We start from the raw sequence: 22786 nt of genomic DNA, 5'->3' as shown, positions 1-22786 counted from the left end.
CTGTTTAATCCTTGAAATAGGGTTTAAATGTTGAACGGTTCGGTTCTTTATGCTGTTTTTTTTCTTTGTGAGGTGCACTGCTCTTGGCACTGCGGCTTCCGGATGAAGATTTACTGCCCGGAGAAAAATGGCGGCGCTTGTCTGCATGACGGTCGTCATTTCTTTTGTCACCGCGATCACCACGATCAGTGCGGTCACCGCTGCGGTGATTGCCGCTTCTTTTGGGCCGGCGGTCACGACGAACCCGCAAAGGCGCTTCTTCCGTAATCTTGACAGGAGTCATATCCGGTTCCTTTGTCAGGAGTTTGATAGCGGCTGCAAGCAGGGCGACAGAATCGTAGTTGGCAAGCAACTCTTCCGCATTTTCTTTATGGCCGCCGAAATTGCCTTCTTCCGCTGCGGCAATAAGGTTGTGTACTGCGGCATGTTGTGCTCCTTCGAGAGCCTCTGAGAAGGTTGGGGCTTTGCGGCGGGCAATGCGGCGTTTGATAAGCCGTTCAATGGCACGCAGATGTTCCATTTCACGGGGAATCACAAAGGTTGTCGCTTCACCGCTCTGTCCGGCCCGGCCGGTACGGCCGACACGATGGACATAGCTTTCCGGATCCTGCGGCAAGTCGTAGTTGAAAACATGAGTTACACCGCTGATATCAAGACCACGGGCTGCTACATCAGTCGCTACGAGGATATCAATGGTCTTTTCACGGAACTGCCGGATCACCGTATCCCGTTTGGCCTGCGTCAGATCCCCATGGATGCCTTCAGAAGAATAGCCGCGTTTTTTCAGCGCTTCAGATACTTCATCCACACGACGTTTGGTGCGAACAAAAATGATCGCAAGATCCGGTTCCTGCAGATCGAGAAGACGGCAAAGAATGTCGAACTTCTGGCGATCCGGCACTTCGATATAGGACTGTTCGATTAATTCAATGGTGACTTCCTTGTTCTTCATGCGGATGATCTGCGGATCATGGAGAAAGGTTTCTGCGAGCTGCTGGATCGGTTTTGGCATGGTTGCGGAAAAAAGCAAGGTCTGCCGTGTGTCCGGTGTGGCCGACATAATAAGATTAATATCGTCAATGAAGCCCATATCCAGCATTTCATCCGCTTCGTCGAGGACGATGGTGGAAAGATGGCTCAAGTTGATGGTGCCGCGCTTCATGTGGTCAATGAGACGACCCGGCGTGGCGACGATGATCTGCGGGCATTTGCGTAGACGGCGCAGCTGGCGTTCCATATCCTGGCCGCCGTAAATAGGCAAGGCCTGAATGGATGTAAACTGGGACAAATGATTGAGTTCCTCTGCGACCTGCATAGCCAGTTCACGAGTCGGTGATAGGACAACCGTCTGGATGTCCTTTGTCGGATCAGCGGCCAATATCTTTTCTAAAACAGGAATACCATATGCGGCTGTTTTGCCCGTCCCTGTCTGTGCCTGACCGATCATATCCTTTCCGGACAATGCGACCGGAATAGATTCGGCCTGAATCGGCGTCGGTTCTTCAAAACCCATTTCATTGAGCGCTTGGATAATGACTTCACTAATATTTAAATTTTGGAATTTTTCTAACATGTAATCCTCCTTCTGTGTAACTTACTCATTATAGCATTATACTACATAAAAAGATAGGGGATAATAGAAAAAAAATCTTGACCCTGACCGGATAGTATGCTATTCTAGAGCAGATGAGTAGGAAACGCAATCGCTGAGCCATATGGCTGAGAGGAAAGTCCGAGCTCCATAGGGCAGGATGCCGGATAACGTCCGGCGAAGGTGACTTTAGGGATAGTGCCACAGAAATGTGTACCGCCACGCAAGTGGTAAGGGTGGAACGGTGCGGTAAGAGCGCACCAGCAGTAAGGTGACTTACTGGCTAGGTAAACCCCATCTGGAGCAAGACCGAATAGGGGAGGGATGAGGCGGCCCGCCGACCTTCCGGGTTGTGTCGCTTGAACATGTCAGCAATGGCATGTCTAGATAGATGATTGCGTCTGCGCAGGCAGAACAAAACTCGGCTTATTGAGTACTCATCACCTTTGATTATAAGCAAAGAGCGTATCCTGAAAAGGAGGCTCTTTGCTTTTTTGTGTTGGCAAGAGGGCTATATGGTAGACAACAGCGCTCTTTGACGGTATAATGATAAGGAACAACATATGGTATCTATGGATATATATAATTGATTATGATATGTGTCAGTCGTTATGTGAATACATGGGTGCGATGTGGTGCTATACTAAACTGAGATTGGGTGAAATCTGTAATGATAAAAACTCGGGAGTCTGTTTCTGCTATTTCGTTAAAGAATAAATACAGTTCGGAGCTCTTACCGCTGGTCTTGATGGTGGTCGACTATGTTGCCATATTGGCTGCAGAGTGGATTTCATGTGGCTTGCGGAATTTTTTTGTTACGACGACGGTATTTAAGCTATCATGGCTGAGCTTTCATGTTATTGTGCCGGTGGTATACCTTGTATTTATGCATGTAAATGGATTGTACACACGGCGTATGCAATTTTGGCGCATGATATCCCATATATTCAACGTTACGATATATGCCATGGCCGTATTGATTATTGTCATGTATATAGCGCATACAGCGGATACGACGTCCCGCTTGTTTGTCGGTCTGCTGGCTATCTTCTCTTTTTTATGCTTAATCGCAGGTCGCTATATCATCAAAAAATGCCTGAATCGTGTGGAGATGCTGCAGATTCCTATTTTGGTCATGGGAGCGGGAAAAACGGCATCCATCGTATTGGACTATTTTCGAAAAGACACTGGCCTTGGGTATGAATTTGTCGGATTTTTGGAGGATCATACCCCCCATCCTGAGGTAGTTGCCATGATGCCTCATTTAGGCGGCTTTGCTGATGCGGAAGCGGTGATACGGCATACGGGAGTGCAATATATTATGGTCATTGCGCCAGGACTTGATACGAAGAATATCCAAACGATTGTGTACCGCCTGCAGCCCTTGGTCAAAAAAATTTCCTTTGTTCCCGATATGGGGAGTATGCCGCTGGCAACGCTCGATATGGAAAGTCTGATTGACGGGCATATTGTGGCCTTCAGCTTTCGCAATAATTTAGCGCGCCGGTACAATCGCCTGTTTAAACGGATATTTGATATCCTCTGTACTAGTGTGGGCGTTCTCTGTCTGCTGCCATTGTTTATGGGGATTGCCTTATGGATATACACCGATTCACCAGGCCCGGTCATCTTCAAACATCGCCGTATCGGAAGAGGCGGCAACGAATTTTCGTGTTACAAATTTCGCAGCATGTGTGTGGATGCTGACGTCAAACTAAAAAAGCTACTGGAAACGGATCCGCAGGCTAAAGCAGAATGGGACATGGACTTCAAGCTCAAAAACGACCCGCGTATTACCAGAAGCGGTGCCTTCCTGCGCAAAACCAGTCTGGATGAGCTGCCGCAGCTCTTCAATGTTCTCAAGGGAGATATGAGTCTCGTAGGTCCCCGCCCCATCATTCGGGAGGAAATTTCCCGATATGGCAAATATATCGAAGATTTCTATATGGTGCGCCCTGGGGTTACCGGCATGTGGCAGACCAGCGGTCGGAACGATGTTTCCTATGACGAACGTGTCCAAATGGATACGTGGTATGTGCGGAACTGGAACGTCTGGTTTGATATCGTGCTGATTTGGCGGACGATCAAGGTTGTAGCAGGGAAAAAGGGTGCGTATTAGTGTTACAATATAGTGGCAGTTATGATTATCGCCGATAATCATAAAAAACGGCGATCAAAAACGGCGATATAAAAAACGTAAGGTATGATCTGAAAGGTGAATGTGAGTGGATATCAAAATTATTGTTGCAACGCATAAACACTATTGGATGCCAGATGATCCGGTGTATCTTCCCCTGCAAGTTGGTGCAGAAGGAAAAACTGACTTGGGATATATAGCAGATAATACCGGTGATAACATTAGTTCTAAAAACGCTAATTTCTGTGAACTAACAGGTATGTATTGGGCATGGAAAAATGTAAGGTCCGATTACATTGGTATGGTTCATTACCGGCGATATTTCACACGAAAAGAGGTTCGGAATATTGATAACAAGAAGCGGCAAATCTTGACAGTTTCGGAATGGGAAATACTGCTAGCTAAATATTCCGTTGTAGTGTCTGATAAGCGCAGATATTACATAGAAAGTAATCGCTCTCATTATAATCATGCACATCATCAGGAAGGCTTGGATATGACAGAAAAGATTATAAGAGAAACATATCCTGCTTATGTATCTTCCTTTGAAAAAGTCATGAGTCGTACATGGGCGCACATGTTTAATATGTTTGTTATGCGACGGGATTTGCTCGATTCTTACATGACATGGTTATTTGGTATTTTAGAAACGTTAGAAAAATATTTGAACCTACAAGGCTATGACCGCTATCAACAGCGAGTTTTCGGCTTTGTTGCAGAACGTTTACTTGATGTCTGGCTGGAGAAGAACCAGATTTCCTATATTGAGCAAAATGTATCCTTTATGGAAAACCAGAACTGGCTTAAAAAGAGTAGCGCCTTTTTAATACGCAAATTTATTCATATCCATAATGGAAGATAGGAGACAGAAAACTTGTTAGCTTCATTAAAAAAAATTTTAAAGTATAAATACTTATTATGTGTCCTAGTGGAACGTGATATTAAAACCAAATATCGACGTAGTGTTTTAGGTGTCTTATGGAGTATGTTAAATCCATTACTTATGATGATTATCACAGCAATGGTATTCTCTACTTTATTCCGATTTGCTATTGAAAACTATGTACTCTATCTTTTAGTTGGACAAGTTGCATTTACTTTTTTTGCTGAATCAACAAATTTTGCGATGGGTTCTATTCTTCAAAATGGTGCATTGATAAAAAAGGTTTACGTGCCTAAATATCTATTCCCTGCTTCACGTGTCATGTCTAGTTGTGTTAATTTGCTTTTTACAGTGCCAGCAATTGTCATAATGATGTTATACACTGGTCAGACACCTACTTGGAGAATTATTTCTTTTATTATACCTTTAATATTGATGTTAGCTTTCTGCATGGGGGTGGGTTTAATTTTATCGGCTTGTGTGATCTATTTTCGAGATATTTATCACCTTTATGGGGTATTGTTAACTGCTTTGAATTATGCTACCCCAATCTTTTATCCTGAAAGCATTGTACCCGCGCAGTATCAATGGATATTAACTATAAATCCCCTTTATTATTATGTCAAGGGATTCAGAGAAGTTGTTTATAATGACGGAATTCCAGAATTACATACTATGGGAATTTGCTTTGGTATAGCAATGGTGTTTTTAGTTGCAGGTATTTTAATTTTTCGTAAGGTACAGAATCAATTTATTTTATATATTTGAGGAGGAAAACATGGTAGAAACAATCATCAATGTAGAACATGTTACCATGAAGTTCAACCTTATGGAAGAGAAGGTCGATACACTTAAGGAGTATGTTGTCAAATTGATAAAGGGAAAATTGTTTTATAATGAATTCATTGCTTTACATGATATTTCCTTTACTATCGACAGAGGAGACATTTTTGGCTTTATTGGGTTCAATGGCGCAGGTAAATCAACAATGTTAAAAATTCTAGCTGAGGTTTTAAAGCCAACTCAAGGCAGAGTAACTGTTAAGGGGAGTATTGCTCCGTTAATTGAGGTGGGAGCTGGTTTTGACCCAGAACTTACAGCTAAGGAGAATATATTTCTTAACGGCGCTATTTTAGGTCATAGTAAAAAATTTCTTGAGAAACATTTTGACGCGATTTTAGATTTTGCTGCACTGCGAGATTTTGTTAATGTTCCTGTCAAAAATTTTTCTAGTGGTATGTATGCTAGATTGGGATTTGCCATAGCAACAGAAGTGCGACCAGATATTCTTATTGTAGATGAAGTGCTTTCAGTAGGTGATTATAAGTTTCAAGAAAAATGTGAGAAAAGAATTCAAGAAATGATTAATAATGGAACTACAGTTATTCTTGTATCGCATGATATTGGAATGATAAGGAGACTTTGTAATAAAGTGGTATGGCTTGATCATGGACGAATAAAAGATATAGGCGATACAGAGCGAATCTGCAGGATGTACGAGAGATAGGTGATTATAATTATTACTGTTGTGATTCCAACTAACCGATATGCCTGCATAAAGGAAATCATTAAAAAAAGTATAGATCCGTATAAAGGAATTTTGTTTCGATTTGAAATTCATGACAGTAGTCCAGATGGTAAAATCGAAAATTTTGTATTGCCTTATCAGAAAAAAAGAAAAGATATTTTTGCCTATTATAGATATTCTTCAGCTATATCTGCTGGCGATAAGACAATGAATGCTCTTGAAAATGTGAGTACAGAATATTTTTGGTTGATGGGGGATGGAAATATTATTGATTTTAATAAGATGGAAATACTCCTTCGAGAAAAAATAAGTGATTATACAGTAGTCGATGTAGAGAGCCTTAATCGTATTGGACATATGGGACAAGATAAGGGTTACATGTATGAACAGATTTACGAATGCTCGGATATCAGATTATACGCAAAAAAATATTTTTCACATCTGACATACTGGGGCGCTCAAATAATTCAAGTGAGATATTTTCAAAAATGCTATAAGAATGGTATTTTGAAAAAATATAGAATGCATCAAATACCTTGGTGGATTGCCTGTTCATTATTTGATTTATTAGCATGTTCAGCACAACGCCAGGAAAAAGTCAAATTAGGGATTATTTATACAGATCATGTAAAGAATAATCCTGTAAAAAAAGATCACTGGTGGTCAAAAGATGAATGTTATTATATATATACATTTACCAAATTTAATCAAGGAATTGAGCTTTTATCCTCATTTTATAGTGATGATGTAAAGAAAGAAATTATTAAGGTATTTAGAAAGGATGCCTTAGTCAGCAATTACTATTTGATTAATCTTAGAGCAATGGATAATTTGAAATTAGAGATGTTGCGCAAATATAAGCAAGAAATAGATGTTCTGCCTGGATTTTATAGAAAAATGTATTTGTACCATCTAATGCCTCAAATTCTTGCTAAATTTTTAGATTACTTAAAGACGGAGATCAAACCGTTATATTTCAGAATGAAAAGGAGAATGCTTAGATGAAAGTAGTATTATTAGCTGGCGGTTTGGGAACTCGTATTTCAGAAGAAAGTCAATTTAAACCAAAACCTATGGTGACAATTGGTAACAGACCAATTCTTTGGCACATTATGAAAGAGTATTCGCATTATGGATTTAATGACTTTATCATTTGTGCTGGATATAAGCAGGATTACATAAAAGCTTGGTTTAAAAATTATTTTATTTATACAAGTGATGTTACCTTTGATTACCGAAATGGAGAACATATTATCCTTCAAGAACAGCATTCGGAGCCTTGGCGTGTAACAGTAGTGGATACTGGATTGGAAACAATGACAGGAGGTCGAATTAAAAGAATTCAAAAGTATGTTGGTGATGAAATCTTCATGATGACATATGGTGATGGTGTTTGTGATGTCAATATAAAAGAACTTGTCAAATTCCATTGCTCTCACCGCAAAATAGCCACTCTGACCGCTGTATGGCAAGATCAGTCTAAAGGAGTTCTTGATATTGGCGGAGATAATGCTGTTCATTCTTTTCGGGAAAAATCGAAAGAAGATAGTGCACCTATTAATGCAGGATATATGGTTCTTGGGCCACAGGTTTTTGATTATCTCACAGATGATGCGTGTGTATTCGAGCAAGAGCCATTGCGCCGTTTAGCTGACGAGGGGCAACTTATGAGCTATCAGCATAAAGGGTTTTGGCAGTGTATGGATACCATGAGGGAAAAATTAGAATTAGAGACACTTTGGAAGAACGAAAAGGCGCCATGGAAAGTGTGGGATAGATGAGGTTACATCCAGAATTTTATAAGGGGAAAAATGTATTTGTAACCGGTCATACAGGTTTTAAAGGTACATGGCTCTGTAAAATGCTTGAACTTTTTGGTGCAAATGTTACAGGATATGCGCTTTCTTCACCAACAAGTAAAGGTGCTGAAGTGTTTCGTGTTTCTGGTGTAGAAGCCGGTATGCACTCTGTTATCGGAGACATCCGCGATTATCAAACTCTTAAAAAAGTGTTTGATAAATCTAAGCCGGAAATTGTTTTACACCTTGCAGCTCAGCCCATTGTTATAGAGAGTTATCGAGATCCACATGGCACGTACGAAACAAACGTCATGGGGACAGTAAATGTTTTGGAGTGTGTACGTCAATCCGATTCTGTGAAATCTTTTCTTAATGTAACGACAGATAAGGTCTATAAGAATAACGAATGGGTTTGGGGTTATCGTGAAAATGAACCTCTTGATGGATATGATCCCTATTCTAACAGCAAAAGTTGTTCAGAACTTGTTACACATAGTTATCAGAAAAGCTTTTTTAGTGATGACCGGGTAGCCATCTCTACAGCCCGTGCCGGAAATGTTATAGGTGGGGGCGATTTTGCGCCAAATCGGATCGTTCCGGATAGTATCCGTGCAGCTTATGAAGGAAAATGTATTGAAGTTCGTAATCCTTATTCAACGCGTCCTTATCAGTATGTACTAGAGCCATTATATGTATATTTAATGATTGCGGAAGCACAGTATACAGAACCTAAATACTCTGGATGGTATAATGTTGGACCGGATGATTGCGATTGTGTTACTACTGGAGAATTGACAGATTTATTCTGCCGTATCTGGAGTAATGGTATAAGCTGGAAGGATGTTAGCGTAGAAGGACCTCATGAAGCGGGCTTCTTAAAATTGGATTGTTCAAAAGTAAAGAATACTTTTGATTGGAAACCACATTGGCATATCACTAAAGCTCTTGAAAAAACAGTAGAATGGGCAAAAGCATGGAGAAATCATGATAATATTTCTGATTTGATGAAGAAACAGATTTATGAATTTATGGAGGAATAAAAGAATGAACCAGCAGGAAATGCATGATAAAATTTTAGGGATGGTCAAAGAGTACTGTGATACTTATCATAAGCAAGACCAATCTTATCATGAAGGTGATCATATCCCGTATGCATCTCGCGTCTATGATTATAAAGAGATGTGTGCTCTTGTTGATAGTGCGTTAGAATTTTGGCTGACATCTGGTCGTTATGTTGATCAATTTGAAAAGGGATTAAAGGACTATTTAGGTGTAAGATATGCCTCTGTTGTTAACTCGGGATCTTCGGCCAATCTCTTGGCATTCATGACATTGACATCTCCATTACTTGGAACGCGTCGTATTTGTCGTGGTGATGAAGTTATCACGGTAGCGGCTGGTTTTCCAACAACAGTGTCTCCAATTATCAATTACGGCGCAGTACCTGTATTCGTAGATGTTACAATTCCACAATACAATATTGATGTTACAAAACTGGAAGAAGCACTTTCTCCAAGAACTCGGGCAGTTATGATTGCGCACACATTGGGAAATCCATTCGATTTAAAAGTAGTTAAAGAGTTCTGTGACAAACACCATCTGTGGTTAGTAGAAGATAATTGTGACGCTTTAGGTTCTTTGTATACCATAGATGGGGGAAAAAAATTTACTGGCAGTATTGGTGATATGGGTACCTCTAGCTTCTATCCACCGCATCATATGACGATGGGACAGGGAGGGGCTGTTTATACGAACAATTCTTTACTGAACAAGATAATGCGTTCTATGCGCGACTGGGGACGTGATTGCGTTTGCCCATCTGGTCATGATAATTTTTGTGGACATCGTTTTGATGGTCAATATGGTGAATTGCCAAGAGGTTATGACCATAAATATGTCTATTCACATTTTGGACTGAACCTTAATATCACGGATATGCAGGCTGCTGTTGGCTGTGCACAACTTGAGAAATTTCCAAGTTTTGTTAAACGCCGCCGCTACAACTTTAATCGTTTACTAAATGGTTTGCAAGATGTACAAGATGAATTGATTTTGCCGGAACCATGTGAGAAGTCTAAGCCAAGCTGGTTTGGCTTTTTGATGACATGTAAAAATGGTGTAGATCGTAAAAAGGTTATATCATATATTGAGCAGCATGGTGTGCAGACTCGTATGTTATTTGCTGGTAACTTAATCAAGCATCCGTGCTTTGATACAATACGTGCTAACGGTGAAAAATATCGCATTATTGGAAGTCTGGAGAATACAGACCGCATTATGAATGATACCTTCTGGGTTGGCGTATATCCGGGGATGACAGACGAGAAATTAGACTATATGATCAGAATTATAAAAGAAGCAGTAATCCAGTAAAATTAAATTCAGAAAGATTATGAAAAGGATAAATGTATTATGTTAAAAACCGTATCGGAAATAGAACGGGCAGCATTAGAAATTCGCAAGAATTTATTGAAATTGTGTTCAATACAGTCCATTCATATTGGTGGGGATTTGTCAATAACTGACGTTATGACAGTATTATGGCAATATCAGATGAAATATAATACTCAAAATGTGCAGGATGAATTTCGTGATCGTTTTGTGTTATCTAAAGGCCATGCATCCGCTGTTACCACTTTTAATCAGGCGGCAATAGGGTGTTTTACAACAGAGAATGTATATAGAGAATATGCTACAGATGAAGGCCGTTTTTCAATGCATTCTTGTAATTTAGTTAATCCATATGTAGAGGTTTCAACGGGAAGCCTAGGACACGGCTTTCCCATTGCGTGTGGGATAGCAGCTGCGTTACGCTTGAAAAATAATCATAAAAGCCGTGTTTATGTCGTGATGGGGGATGGAGAGCAATCAGAAGGTTCTATTTGGGAAGCGGCCATGAATGCTGTTCATTACAAATTGGGGAATCTTGTCACTATTGTGGATTTTAATGGTCTTGAGGCGGATGGCTCGTTGAATGAAATTACTGCATTAGGGGATATTGCAGTAAAATATCGTGCTTTTGGGTGGAATGTCCAAGAATTCGATGGTAATGATGTGGCACAGATAAAAAAGCATTTTGATAATCTTCCATCACCAGACTCAGATATACCCACAGTATTTATTTGTCATACTATCAAAGGTAAGGGTGTATCTTTTATGGAAAATCAAGTTCGCTGGCATGCTGGAAAAATAACAAAAGAACAATACACTAAATGTATTAATGAATTAGAAAATGTATATAAGAAAACGGAGGCGCAGGCATGATAACGTTAGATTTATCCAAGAAAGATTTCCTGCGTGATGTTATGGGGCATTATATGCAAGAACTTGGATGCAAAAATAAAAAAGTTTTGGTTGTTAATGCTGATTTAAGTGGAACATGTCGCAATCGTGATTTTGCAGTAGAATTTCCCACGCGTACTTTCAATCTCGGTATTGCAGAGCAAAATATGGTAAGTTTTGCAGCAGGATTAGCACACGAGGGGTTCATACCGTATGCTTTTTCTATGGCTCCGTTTATTACAATGCGGGCTTGTGAGCAGTGTCGAACCGATGTAGCTTATGCAAATTTGAATGTGCGGTTGATAGGGACTTATGCAGGTGTTTCTGGTGGAATTTCGGGAGCAACACACTGGAGTATTGAGGATGTTGCTATTATGTGTGGCATACCTCAAATGACAGTATTAGAGCCTTGTGATGCAATAGAAGCACAGAAAATGCTTGAAGAGACGCTCAGTTACAATGGCCCTATTTATATTAGAAGTAGTGTTGAGCCAGTTATTAGAATTTATAATGCAGATTACGATTATAAGATTGGCAAAGCTACAGAAATCCTGCATGGAGACGATGGTGCATTTATCTGTGCCGGTATTACTGTCAAATATGCAATTGAAGCTGCTAAAAATATCGCGTTTAGGACGAGAAAAAGTGTACGTGTAATTGATATGCATACCATAAAGCCTTTAGACAAAGAGACAGTCTTGGATGCTGCCAAGACTGGAAATATTATCGTAGCGCAGGATCATAATGTCCTTGGGGGATTAGGTACTTATATTGGTCAGTTTTTAGCGGAGAAAGGAATCGGTATACATTTTGCTATTGCTGGTATACCTGATAAATTTGTTGCAATGGCTCATGCCCCATATTTGTATCATAGTTTTGGCTATGATGCCGATGGTTTGGAAAAAATGATGTTAGAGATGCTAGGAGAATAAAGTGAAACGAGTACTAATAACAGGAGCTACCAGTTTTATTGGCGAGCATCTAATAAAAGAATTACTACAGAATGGAATAGAAGTAATCGCTGTTTTGAGAAAAAATAGTTCAAAAAGAGCAGATTTTTTAGATAAATTTAAGTTGAAATGTCATATAATTGAATCTGACATGAATGATTATGATAAATTACCACAATTAATAACTGGAGATGTGGATACTGTAGTACACCTAGCATGGAATGGTACACGTGGTCATCAAAGAAATGATAAAAACTTACAGATGGATAATAATACTTGTGCAGTTAAGGCATTGCAAACTGCTGTAAACTTGTCTGTGAAAAATTTTTTGATAGCTGGATCACAGGCCGAATATGGTGATGTAGATGGAATAATAAATGAAGCAACCCTTTCAAGCCCGTCTACGCAGTATGGTAAGCAGAAGTATGGATTTTTCTGCTATGCAAAAGAGGTTTGTCATAATTATAGGATACGATTGCTGGAACCGCGATTTTTTAGTCTGTACGGACCAGGTGATTTTGAGCAGACTCTAATTATGTCATCATTGCCTAAAATGATGCAAAACGAATTCTGTGATTTTTCAGATGGGCTACAGATGTGGAATTATTTATATATTGGTGATGCTGTGCGTGGCATGTATCAACTTTTAGAGGATGAAAATCAACCGGATGGAATTTATAATTTTGGCAGTGAAGACACTCGTAGGCTTCGTGAATATATTACGGAAATGAAATCTATCACAAAATCTAATAGTGAGTTACACTTTGGAGCATTAGGTCACAATGACAGCGGAAAAACTGGTATTTCACCAGATATTCATAAAATAATGTCTATTGGTTGGAGACCCAAAGTGCTTTTTGCAGAGGGAATACAGAAAATTATTGATTCGTGGGGTGAGAAAAATAGATAACCTTTATGAATTAGAAAAGTTAGATAAATCAAGATATGTAGATGAACTTTACCCAGCCTTTGATAATGTTAAGGAGGCAATCGTATTTGAATCTAGTAGTTTTTTTGTACCGTATCAAGATGTTGTCTTGAAATCATTAGTAGAGCATACGAATGAAGATGAATTTTATGATATTGTAATTTTAACTAATGAGATTGATGCTTATGATTGTAATTTGCTACAGATGGAAATTGCAGGCAGGAAAAATATATCTTTGCGTTTTTTTGATCCTACAAGCTATGTAAAAAAATATGTTGAAAAAAGTAGATATAAATATTTAACGATAAATTATTTTAGAATGGCCTTACCGTGGATATTTAAAAAATATGATAGAGTTCTCAACCTCGGCGCTGATATTGTTATTGAAAAGGATGTAATGGAATTATTGCATTGTCCTATGAAGCATAATGAATATATAGCAGGCGCGATAGATCTTGGATATCTAGGGCGACTTAAGATGGATATTTCTCCAGACGAATTAGGATTATGCAATCCGGATGGTTATGTGAATGCTGATGTATTGGTTTTTAATAATGTAAATATCAGGCGGGACTTTACGATGGATAATATTATGGCACTCTGGCAGAAATATTATTTCAGGTGTGCTGAACAGGATGCATTGAATATGCTTTTTGACGGGCATATCCATCATATAGATCTTAGGTGGAATCTCTTTCCGCCCAGGATGGCATCTGTAGAGCATATTTCACATAATACCATTAATAAGATTGAATTATGGAAAAAATCGATGCAGGATCCATATATTATCCACTATGCTGCTTATCCTAAGCCGTGGGACTATCCTTTGGTTGGTTTTGGAGACTGTTGGTGGAAATATGCTAGAACCTCTCCATATTATGAAGAAATTTTACGTCGCCTAACCGTCAACTCGGTTCGTGGCGAATTGGGAATTAATAGATTATGGATACAAAAAATAGGAGATCGATTCGTCAAAATAGTTCCTCGCAGTTCGAGAGCTAGAGAAGTTATAAAGCGGATTTATGCAGCTTTTTTTACGCCTCCCAACAAGGAATGGGGAGAGAAATTTGCTAAAAAGAGGTAAGAATAATGGATTATCAAGAATTAGATGTTATGGTACTGACATACAATCGTAGTCAGTATTTAGGAATAGCACTGAGCGCTATTTTTGAATCAAATGCCACATGGAGAAAAACAATTATCTTAAATAACGCATCAACAGATAATACATTAGGTGTGAAGGTGTGATTTCTGAAATTCAAAAAAAGTATCCGAACAGGAAAATTGACATAATTACACATGAGAAAAATATAGGGAATGCGGGGAACTTCAAGGCCTCACAGAAATTTGCAACCAATCAATATATTGCAGTTTTTCATGATGACGATGCAGTACATCCTGAATATATAGATCGAAATATGCAATTGATGCATAAAAATAAAAATGCTGTTATGTCCACGGGAATGGCACATGCGGTTTACAATGTGGATAATGTGAATTGGGACTTTCTTCCTGATACTTATTTTTATTATCCTAAAGTTAGAAATGCCTTTCTACAATTGCTCATAAATAGGCCAACATTCTGTTGTGCGATTTATAAAACCAGTATTTATAAAAAAGTAGAATACCACCCGGAATTATATGGAAAATTACATGACATTATTTTTATGTATGATGTGGGATGTTATGGCGATTTGATCTTTTTACATGGAGAATGTGTTCGCTGGCGACAACATATTAGTTCGGATAGTAATTCCTTAAAAACAGGTCCGTTTCCCAAGGAACTTCTTGCCATATTGTCTCATATGAAGCAATGTTATGTGACGGAATGTCCTATTACTGGAATAAAGGAAGAAGTGCGAAGCGTCTTATATGACACGCTTCTTTTTAATTTCGCTTTGTTTCTTTATCAATGGAGTGCTGGGGAACGTTTTATGACTTGGAATCAGTTTAAAGAAGAGATGCTGAAGAAAAAGCTTTTTAATAAACGTAGGTATTTTTTGTTTGATCATCTGATTGATGGGGTGTTGAATCCGGTAATTAGAAAAGTTGCTGTCAAATGCTGGCGAAAGTATTCTTTTTCTTATAAATATCGTGTTGGTAAGTAATGTGAGCTGCGTAATCAATGGTGTGCATAACTCCAGTATTAAGCAATGTTTCGTAGTATCACATACTTGTATGAATATAGTGGAAAGTAGTTTGAAATCTTTCTAAACGCATTTCTTCAAAGATTTTAATCAATTGTTGAGATGCAAATGAATTCTAAAAACCGATATATCCAGAAAGCAGAATTCATTCTATGAGATTTGGTAGAAAAAGATATAAAAAACGATTTGAAAGGTTTAAAGGTTCAGTGGCTAAGCCAGTCTGAATAGCGTTAAAGGGTATTGAGCATTTAAATTGAATCTCATATCGGACTTTGTCTGATGTGAGATTCATGAAAGTGTATAATAGTATTATTTATTATGTAGCAGTGTACATTATGTTTCTCAATAAATGAGGTCACAGGGTCATGTACGATTATCTAATTATAGGCAGTGGTCTGTTTGGCTGTGTTTTTGCCCATGAAATGAAAAAAGCGGGAAAGTCTTGTCTCGTTATTGAAAAACGGGATCATGTCGGCGGCAACGTGTATTGTGAAGAAAAGGACGGCATTCATATTCACAAATATGGAGCTCATATTTTTCACACTTCAAATACGGCTATATGGAACTATGTGAATCAGTTTGTAGAGTTTAATCACTATGTCAATTCACCGGTGGCGAATTATAAGGGAGAATTATACAATCTTCCTTTTAATATGAATACCTTTTCCCAGATGTGGGGCGTCGTAACGCCAGCAGAGGCAGCGGCTAAGATTGCAAAGCAGCGTACAGCCATTCAAGGTGAACCTAAAAATTTAGAAGAACAGGCCATTTCTCTGATTGGCACCGATATTTACACAAAACTTATCAAGGGTTATACGGAAAAACAATGGGGCCGGAGTTGTACGGACCTTCCTGCGTTCATCATCCGACGCTTACCCGTGCGATATACGTTTGATAATAACTATTTCAATGATCGCTATCAGGGTATCCCTATGGGGGGTTATACTGTGCTGATAGAGGCGCTATTGGAGGGTATTGAGGTGCGTACTGGGGTAGATTATAATAAACATCGTGAGGAATTTAATGATATAGCGGATACGATTATCTATACGGGCCCTATTGACGCATATTTTCAGTATCGGCTGGGACAATTGGAATATCGTGGGCTGCGGTTTGAAACAGAGCGGTTGGAGGAAGAAAACTATCAGGGCGTAGCCGTCATGAATTATACGGATCGAGAAACGCCGTATACGCGCAGCATTGAGCACAAGCATTTTGAATTTGGGACGCAGCCTGTTACGTATGTGACCAAAGAATATCCGACGGATTGGAAACCGGGAGAGGAAGCCTATTATCCGGTCAATGATGATAGAAATCAGACATTGTACAGGCAATACGCTGCATTAGCAAAACAGGAACGGCAGGTTGTGTTTGGGGGACGGCTGGCTGAATATAAGTATTACGATATGGATGATGTCATTGCCAGTGCGCTGACTGCTGTAAAACAGTATCAATAAAGGTGGTGGGGGTATGAAAAAAATTAGAAAGGCCGTGATTCCGGCTGCAGGGTATGGTACGGGATTTTTACCGGCTACCAAGGCGACACCGAAGGAGATGCTTCCTATTGTGGATAAGCCGGTTATTCAATATATTGTGGAGGAAGCCTTGCAAAGCGGTATTGAAGAAATATTGATTGTAAGCGGCCATGGAAAACGAGCGATTGAAGATCATTTTGACACGAATTTAGAATTGGAAACGCAGTTGAAGCACCAAGGAAAAAACGCGTTGCTACATATGGTACAGCAAATTTCTGAAATCAATATCCATTATGTCCATCAAAAGCATATGCGTGGGTTGGGAGATGCTATTTTATGTGCCAAGGATTTTATAGACGATGAACCGTTTGCTGTATTGCTGGGGGATACGCTGATATATACGGAAACGGAGCCGGTATTGCAGCAACTCCTGAATGTGTATTATCAGACGGGAACAACTCTTCTGGGATATCAGCAGGTGCCGCTGTCGGATGTGTCGTCATATGGTATGATTGCGGGAGTGCCTAAAGAGGGACGTGACCTGCTCCAGGTTACTCATATAGTTGAAAAACCGGATAGAAACCAGTCGCCCAGCTGCTATGCGGCGATGGGCCGCTATATTATCCATCCGGATATCTTTGAGGCACTGCAGCGCGTTGCACCACATTCTAATAAGGAAATACAATTGACAGATGCGTTGAATATACTGGTAGAACGGGAAACTGTATGTGCATATCCGTTGGTTGGCACCTGCTATGATGTGGGCTGTAGCTTGGAATATTTGAAAGCTACTGTAGATTATGCTCTGCGCCGGGACGATTTAGGAGCTGCATTTTTATAGTATGTAAAAGAACTGATTTAAAAGGATGGTGGATTACTGGGTTGTGGATATGTGCGGGCGCCATAAATGGGGCCCCTACGATGGTGCGTATTACATTGTGTTCATGACGGTAGGTTGCAGTGTCCCAGATCTTGATTTTGTAGGGGGCGGATTCATCAGCCCCGCATGTATATCAACGGATGATCTGGACATACCAGGATGGTGGATTACTGGGTTGTGGATATGTGCGGGCGCCATAAATGGGGCCCCTACGATGGTGCGTATTACATTGTGTTCATGACGGTAGGTTGCAGTGTCCCAGATCTTGATTTTGTAGGGGGCGGATTCATCAGCCCCGCATGTATATCAACGGATGATCTGGACATACCAGGATGGTGGATTACTGGGTTGTGGATATGTAGCGGGCGCCATAAATGGGGCCCCTACGATGGGGGCGTATTGCATTGTGTTCATGACGGTAGGTTGCAGTGTCCCAGATCTTGCCCTTGTAGGGGGCGGATTTATCAGCCCCGCAATATACCGGCAGGCGATCTGGACATGATCAGGATGGTGGATGGTGGGATTGTGTCTGTCTTACGCCTACATTTATAATAGAATCTGACTTTTTGCTGTATACGAGATTGTGTTCAGCGGGAAGTCTTTTTTTTATGCCTTCTTATTCGGATATACTATACGGATTGGATTATAATATATTCTTTAGAGATTATAGACGGGTAATGACGGAGTGTACTGTGTGGCGGGCGCCATGAATAGGGCCCCTACGATGGGGGCGTATTGCATTGTGTTCATGACGGTAGGTTGCAGTGTCCCAGATCTTGCCCTTGTAGGGGGCGGATTTATCAGCCCCGCATGTATATCAACCGGCGATCTGGACATATCCAAGATGGTGGATTTCGGGGTTGTGGTTGTGTGGCGGGCGCCATGAATGGGGCCCCTACGATGGCAAAAGCACAGGGCACAGGCGATGGCAAAAAGTACAGGGCGCAGGCATAGGGCATAGGTATGGGCGGGTTGGGATTTTGCTGGGGGTGATGTAACGCTGTGTAACGCATTAGAATAGAAGAGATAAGAAGAAAAGAGAAAAGATATATAGAGTTCCGTTAGGTAATTTTTGTGTACGTATAAAGGATATTTGTGCTTTTTTATAAAAAATAAAGTTCATCAAACCTTAGGATTATTCATTTAATTACAAAAACTACTAATAAAAATGCTTAAAAAGTATAAATAAAATTAAAAATGAGAGAAATACGCTTAAATTAGTGTTGACAAAAGTCATATTTTTTTCGAAAAAAGTAAAAAAAAATGAATAAAAAGACCTCAAAAAAAGTGTATATAGATAGAGGGACATACTCAGGAACTTTTCAGAAAGAGGAGACGGACCCGATGAAACGATTACAGTGGTTGAAAATAAAAGTAGGTTTTTATAGTGATCCTCGCGTGGTGCGCATGCTTCGCCAGTCTAACGGGGAAACGTATCATTTGGTCTTGTCTGTTCTGCGGGATTTCGCCGGCGCTATCAATCACGGCGGCTGGGTGTACGTGACGGAGCAGGAACCGCTGACCAGCACGGACTTGGGCCATTATCTTCATCGGCGCACAAAGACCATGGAAAAGGCGCTGGACTGTCTGGAAGAATTAGAGTTTATCAGACGGACAGACACCGGCAGTATTCAACTCCTGGACTGGGAGGATATGCAGGGCTGTGATAAGGATCAGGCGCGCCGCGAACAGACGCGGCAGCGTGTGGCCAAATGCCGCCGGCGTCAGAGGGAAATCACGGAGCTATTGCCGCCCCCCGCGGCAGCACTTGATGGCGTGAAGGCGCCAGCGATAGATAGTGAAGCGGCGGGTATGGATCAGGCAGCAAATGCTACAGAAGACGCTGGCATTTCTGATGTGCCCCCATTGATGACGAGTAAGGCTGTCCTGCCGGTCAGCCCTGCACGCTGGCAGGATCATGCCTGTATTCAACAATACCGGCAGTATTTTGGTCAGATAGGCGCTGATTGCGCACACCAGCTGCTGGAGCTGGAACGGTATTGGGGAGCCGGCTCTCTTTCGAACGCCATTGACATTGCCTATGAGCATCACGCGCCGCACGTGAAATATATACAGGCCGTTTTAGTGAACGGCAACGGCACTTCGCAACGAAAGGAGTCAAAAGAAAATGAACGGATCCAGCGTTATGCTGCTATGCTTGAATCATGTGTACGGGAATCAGATGAATCAGTCGAAAGCGTATGCGGAGATAGTACGAAAATCACTTCCGGTGGCCCTGTCGGAGGAGCATGGTAAAAAACTGGCTGAACGGCTCAGCAAGCGGTGTAAATTTGCACCGTCTATTGCAGAAATTATGGAAGAATGGAAGCAAATGAGACGGGAGATCTATCGGGAGGCATCTGTGTATCATCCGGAGCCACGGCTGCCGTATGTGAAACGGCAGACATTGCAGCAGGCCCAAGCGGTAAAAATATCCTGGCATGAGGGAAAAAGAGTGATAAACTGCCATATAACGGCGGAAGTACGGGAATTTGTCCATACCTTTTTTCCGGAAATGAGTGATGATACGATCCGGAAAAATTGGCTGGAAATCATGAACTGTCAAAAAGACAGAGTACGGGAACTAGCCCAAAACAGCCGTTGGCGTACGTATATGAAGCTGAATACAGAAGGAAATATAGAGCTGGTTATGCGCAAAATTGCGTAAATATATAATAGATAAGAAAGGAGATCATGGATGTCAATCGTATCGTTTTTACGAAATCTGGACCGGCGGCGGGTCGTATATATCATGCGGCGCCTGCTGTCACTGGCTCTGCCTATGCGCCCTTATATGGCCTGCGGCACCGCACCGCGCTGTCCCTGTCTGGCGGCGCAGCAGACACATATCACCGGCGTAGCTATGGGCGACGCTATCCGTATGAAAATCAAAGCGTAATGGAGTGATACTGTTTATGAACAAGATGTCATCACGAAAGGAGAAACACATGAAAGTATATTTGAATCCCGGGCATGATCGAACGCTCGACAGTGGTGCGGTGAATGCTCATTTAGCATTACGGGAATGCGATTTGGCGTATGATCTGGGGTGTCTGGTTCAGGAACGCCTGGAACGGAACGGTATAGCTGTCATCTGCGGTCAGCGTGATGATCTGGATGCGGTGTGCAGCGAAGCAAACGAGAAAGATGCAGATGTATTTGTGTCCCTTCATTTCAATGCCTTTAATATGCGGGCCACCGGCACGGAGACTTTAGTCAGTGGTACGCCGGACAGTCTCCTGCTGGGGCATTGTATTCAGTCCAACATCAGAGCAGTCCTTTGTCTGCCCGACAGAGGACTGAAGGAACGACCGGGTCTCTTCGTTCTGCGCCGCACTGCTATGCCGGCTGTGCTGGCAGAAGTTTGTTTTATAGATAACGACTATGATATCAGGCGCTACCTGGGGTGTGCGGAAGAGGTAGCGTCAGCTATTGCCACGGGGATTATCCAGTATCCGGCCATGATAGGGCAGCGAGCTGCCTAGCGAGTGTGCCAAGAGATACTATATATTTATATTTTTTTCAAAATGAAAGGAGGAGTGACACATGGCAACACGCACTGCTGTATCCAGTAAGTTGAAGCTTACCGTATCCTATACGGATGACGGCGGCAAGGACAAGACTCGTCAGATCACGTTGGCGAATCTGAAGGCAAACGTTGAAGCAGCGAACATCATTCAAGCTGCCGAAGCGATTGCTACGCTGCAGAATGATCCTGTCAGCAAAATTGTTGAAGTGACAGAAAATGAAATTTCTGCCTAAGAACAAAAAAAAATTTAGCGAAAGGAGACTATCTTTATGATTACGACAAAAACTACAACCTTGCAGCTCGAATTCGTCGATCCTGCCGGCACAGCCGTGACGTATGCCTTGAAAGATCCGAAGGACGGATTGGATAGGGCAGCGGTAGAGGCTGCGGCAAAGAATATTATTGATAATAAAGTCTTTGCCACAAAAGACGGTGATCTGGCTTCCCTCAAAGAAAGCCGCATCGTAACCCGTCAAGTCGAATCCATCGACGCATAATGAAGCAGTGCCTTGGACCGTATTCCGGTTCAGGGTGCTTTTTCATGTCCATATACAGTGTTGCTTATTTTATATTATAGAAAGGAGCGATATCATGACCCAGACGATTCGCCCATTAATACAACATGTACAGGCAGGTAATCACGAACCTATTTCAGGCATATTGGAACATGTGAAAGGTGTCATACAATATTGGACACATGTGTATCATTATAATTTTTTATATGCGTTTCCAGATATGGATGAAGCAAAATCCATTGCCCAGACTGCGGCTATCCAGTTCATACATACCTGCGATATATCCCAAGAGAATACGAATTTAGTTAAATTACTGTCGCGCTGTGTTCATAATGCATTGGAATTGGAACGGAAACATAGAAAAGATGATTGTGACTTCCGTGTTATTCAAGTAGATGATACGGGCGGAGAGATGACAGACATCATAGAAAATCTTGTTGAGCATTATATTTTAAAGCCCGAAGACTATGTTTTGAGTGATGAATTGAAAAAACAGCTGGAACAAAACTTACGTAAATTAAATGCGGCAGAACGGCATATCATTCACTTGAGATATCATCAAAATTTGTCATTTCAAGAAATTTCAACATTGCAAAAACTACCTATCCGTACCATATCTTCCCGACTGTACCGGGCATTGGGGAAATTACGCCGTCACATGGTGGCATAACAGGAAAAAAATAGAATAATGACGGAAGAATATAGCAGCAGAACCGCCGAGACGTTGGCGGTTCTGCATTTTTATTTTATGAAAATGTTTGTCTTTCTGCAATAGACATAAAAAAGATTAAAAATATCAAATACATGGTATATTATATATAAAAATAATCAAGATAATGATTTTTATTATTATTTACATGAAAATATTTAAATTATGCACATTTTTATAATACTTAATATAATGGCTTAAATATGATGGGATAGTATAAAATTTTATGTGTAAACTCTAAGAGGCCCATAGGAAAAGGAACCTCATTCCTGTATAGTGTTAAGTGCTAACAAAGACACTAAAGAAATGAGGTTCCCTAATGTCAAATCTTAACACAAAACTCATGCAAGCGCTAGTAGAAAAACAATCTGTTGAAGATGTCTTTCGTCAAGAACTTGAAGATGCCATCAACCAGTTGCTTAAGGTTGAACTT

24 protein-coding genes and 1 other RNA gene are annotated in these 22786 nt (G+C 40.8%); 24 read left to right on the top strand and 1 reads right to left on the bottom strand.

Features of this window, described 5'->3' with window-relative positions; all coding sequences use genetic code 11:
- Window positions 1-4 precede the first annotated feature (4 nt).
- Window positions 5-1573, bottom strand: coding sequence for a DEAD/DEAH box helicase (locus AB840_RS10615; RefSeq protein WP_048514823.1), 1569 nt, complete (start codon window positions 1571-1573; stop codon window positions 5-7).
- Between the two features lie 114 nt (window positions 1574-1687).
- Here AB840_RS10615 and rnpB point away from each other — a divergent pair.
- The 24 genes from rnpB (at window position 1688) to AB840_RS10500 (ending at window position 22314) form a co-directional block, all read left to right on the top strand.
- Window positions 1688-2035, top strand: an RNA gene (gene rnpB / locus AB840_RS15810) — RNase P RNA component class A.
- Between the two features lie 226 nt (window positions 2036-2261).
- Window positions 2262-3710, top strand: a complete 1449-nt coding sequence (gene wbaP / locus AB840_RS10610; protein ID WP_072061826.1) for an undecaprenyl-phosphate galactose phosphotransferase WbaP — start codon at window positions 2262-2264, stop codon at window positions 3708-3710.
- A 106-nt stretch (window positions 3711-3816) separates the two neighbouring features.
- Complete coding sequence (locus tag AB840_RS10605) at window positions 3817-4590, top strand: DUF4422 domain-containing protein (RefSeq protein WP_048514822.1); 774 nt, start codon at window positions 3817-3819, stop codon at window positions 4588-4590.
- Between the two features lie 12 nt (window positions 4591-4602).
- Window positions 4603-5379 (top strand): ABC transporter permease, encoded by a 777-nt coding sequence (locus tag AB840_RS10600; protein WP_048514821.1) that lies wholly within the window; start codon window positions 4603-4605, stop codon window positions 5377-5379.
- Window positions 5380-5389: 10 nt separating this feature from the next.
- Entirely contained in the window at window positions 5390-6118 is a 729-nt protein-coding gene (locus AB840_RS10595; protein ID WP_048514820.1) for an ABC transporter ATP-binding protein, read from the top strand.
- Window positions 6119-7144 (top strand): hypothetical protein, encoded by a 1026-nt coding sequence (locus AB840_RS10590; RefSeq protein ID WP_048514819.1) that lies wholly within the window; start codon window positions 6119-6121, stop codon window positions 7142-7144.
- Window positions 7141-7920, top strand: coding sequence for a glucose-1-phosphate cytidylyltransferase (rfbF, locus tag AB840_RS10585; protein WP_048514818.1), 780 nt, complete (start codon window positions 7141-7143; stop codon window positions 7918-7920). The genes AB840_RS10590 and rfbF overlap by 4 nt, the downstream gene beginning before the upstream one ends.
- The gene (rfbG, locus tag AB840_RS10580; protein WP_048514817.1) at window positions 7917-8978 is read left to right on the top strand and encodes a CDP-glucose 4,6-dehydratase; all 1062 of its coding nucleotides are present in this window, start codon (window positions 7917-7919) and stop codon (window positions 8976-8978) included. The genes rfbF and rfbG overlap by 4 nt, the downstream gene beginning before the upstream one ends.
- A gap of 4 nt (window positions 8979-8982) precedes the next feature.
- A complete protein-coding gene (rfbH, locus tag AB840_RS10575) occupies window positions 8983-10311 on the top strand; it encodes a lipopolysaccharide biosynthesis protein RfbH (RefSeq protein ID WP_048514816.1) in 1329 nt (442 codons plus the stop codon).
- Between the two features lie 39 nt (window positions 10312-10350).
- On the top strand, window positions 10351-11202 hold the full coding sequence (locus tag AB840_RS10570) for a transketolase (RefSeq protein WP_048514815.1): 852 nt from the start codon (window positions 10351-10353) through the stop codon (window positions 11200-11202).
- Window positions 11199-12152: a transketolase family protein gene (locus AB840_RS10565; protein ID WP_048514814.1), complete on the top strand. Its 954-nt coding sequence runs from the start codon at window positions 11199-11201 to the stop codon at window positions 12150-12152. The genes AB840_RS10570 and AB840_RS10565 overlap by 4 nt, the downstream gene beginning before the upstream one ends.
- Window position 12153: 1 nt before the next feature.
- Window positions 12154-13080: an NAD-dependent epimerase/dehydratase family protein gene (locus AB840_RS10560; RefSeq protein WP_048514813.1), complete on the top strand. Its 927-nt coding sequence runs from the start codon at window positions 12154-12156 to the stop codon at window positions 13078-13080.
- On the top strand, window positions 13052-14182 hold the full coding sequence (locus AB840_RS10555) for a glycosyltransferase family 8 protein (RefSeq protein ID WP_160300567.1): 1131 nt from the start codon (window positions 13052-13054) through the stop codon (window positions 14180-14182). Before AB840_RS10560 ends, AB840_RS10555 begins: the two co-directional genes overlap by 29 nt.
- 5 nt (window positions 14183-14187) lie before the next feature.
- Entirely contained in the window at window positions 14188-14346 is a 159-nt protein-coding gene (locus tag AB840_RS17155) for a glycosyltransferase family A protein (RefSeq protein WP_143745095.1), read from the top strand.
- Complete coding sequence (locus AB840_RS10550; RefSeq protein WP_048514811.1) at window positions 14343-15206, top strand: glycosyltransferase; 864 nt, start codon at window positions 14343-14345, stop codon at window positions 15204-15206. Before AB840_RS17155 ends, AB840_RS10550 begins: the two co-directional genes overlap by 4 nt.
- 404 nt (window positions 15207-15610) lie before the next feature.
- Window positions 15611-16702, top strand: coding sequence for a UDP-galactopyranose mutase (glf, locus tag AB840_RS10545; RefSeq protein ID WP_048514810.1), 1092 nt, complete (start codon window positions 15611-15613; stop codon window positions 16700-16702).
- Between the two features lie 13 nt (window positions 16703-16715).
- On the top strand, window positions 16716-17561 hold the full coding sequence (galU, locus tag AB840_RS10540; protein ID WP_048514809.1) for a UTP--glucose-1-phosphate uridylyltransferase GalU: 846 nt from the start codon (window positions 16716-16718) through the stop codon (window positions 17559-17561).
- Window positions 17562-18944: 1383 nt separating this feature from the next.
- Window positions 18945-19856 carry a phage replisome organizer N-terminal domain-containing protein gene (locus AB840_RS10530; protein WP_048514807.1) on the top strand — a complete coding sequence of 304 codons (912 nt, stop codon included), beginning with the start codon at window positions 18945-18947 and terminating at the stop codon, window positions 19854-19856.
- Window positions 19783-20268: a hypothetical protein gene (locus AB840_RS17150; RefSeq protein ID WP_159445850.1), complete on the top strand. Its 486-nt coding sequence runs from the start codon at window positions 19783-19785 to the stop codon at window positions 20266-20268. The genes AB840_RS10530 and AB840_RS17150 overlap by 74 nt, the downstream gene beginning before the upstream one ends.
- A 30-nt stretch (window positions 20269-20298) precedes the next feature.
- A complete protein-coding gene (locus AB840_RS10520; RefSeq protein WP_048514805.1) occupies window positions 20299-20499 on the top strand; it encodes a hypothetical protein in 201 nt (66 codons plus the stop codon).
- Window positions 20500-20548: 49 nt separating this feature from the next.
- Window positions 20549-21085 (top strand): N-acetylmuramoyl-L-alanine amidase family protein, encoded by a 537-nt coding sequence (locus AB840_RS10515; protein WP_048514804.1) that lies wholly within the window; start codon window positions 20549-20551, stop codon window positions 21083-21085.
- A gap of 61 nt (window positions 21086-21146) precedes the next feature.
- Window positions 21147-21362, top strand: coding sequence for a DUF1659 domain-containing protein (locus AB840_RS10510; protein WP_048514803.1), 216 nt, complete (start codon window positions 21147-21149; stop codon window positions 21360-21362).
- 36 nt (window positions 21363-21398) lie between these two features.
- Window positions 21399-21626 (top strand): DUF2922 domain-containing protein, encoded by a 228-nt coding sequence (locus AB840_RS10505; RefSeq protein ID WP_048514802.1) that lies wholly within the window; start codon window positions 21399-21401, stop codon window positions 21624-21626.
- Window positions 21627-21720: 94 nt separating this feature from the next.
- Window positions 21721-22314, top strand: a complete 594-nt coding sequence (locus tag AB840_RS10500) for an RNA polymerase sigma factor (protein WP_048514801.1) — start codon at window positions 21721-21723, stop codon at window positions 22312-22314.
- Window positions 22315-22786 lie beyond the last annotated feature (472 nt).

This window comes from Megasphaera cerevisiae DSM 20462 (genome assembly GCF_001045675.1).
Taxonomy (GTDB): Bacteria; Bacillota; Negativicutes; order Veillonellales; family Megasphaeraceae; genus Megasphaera; species Megasphaera cerevisiae.
The sequence above is the reverse complement of the archived record's forward strand: the minus strand, read 5'-3'. Positions and strand labels throughout refer to the sequence as shown.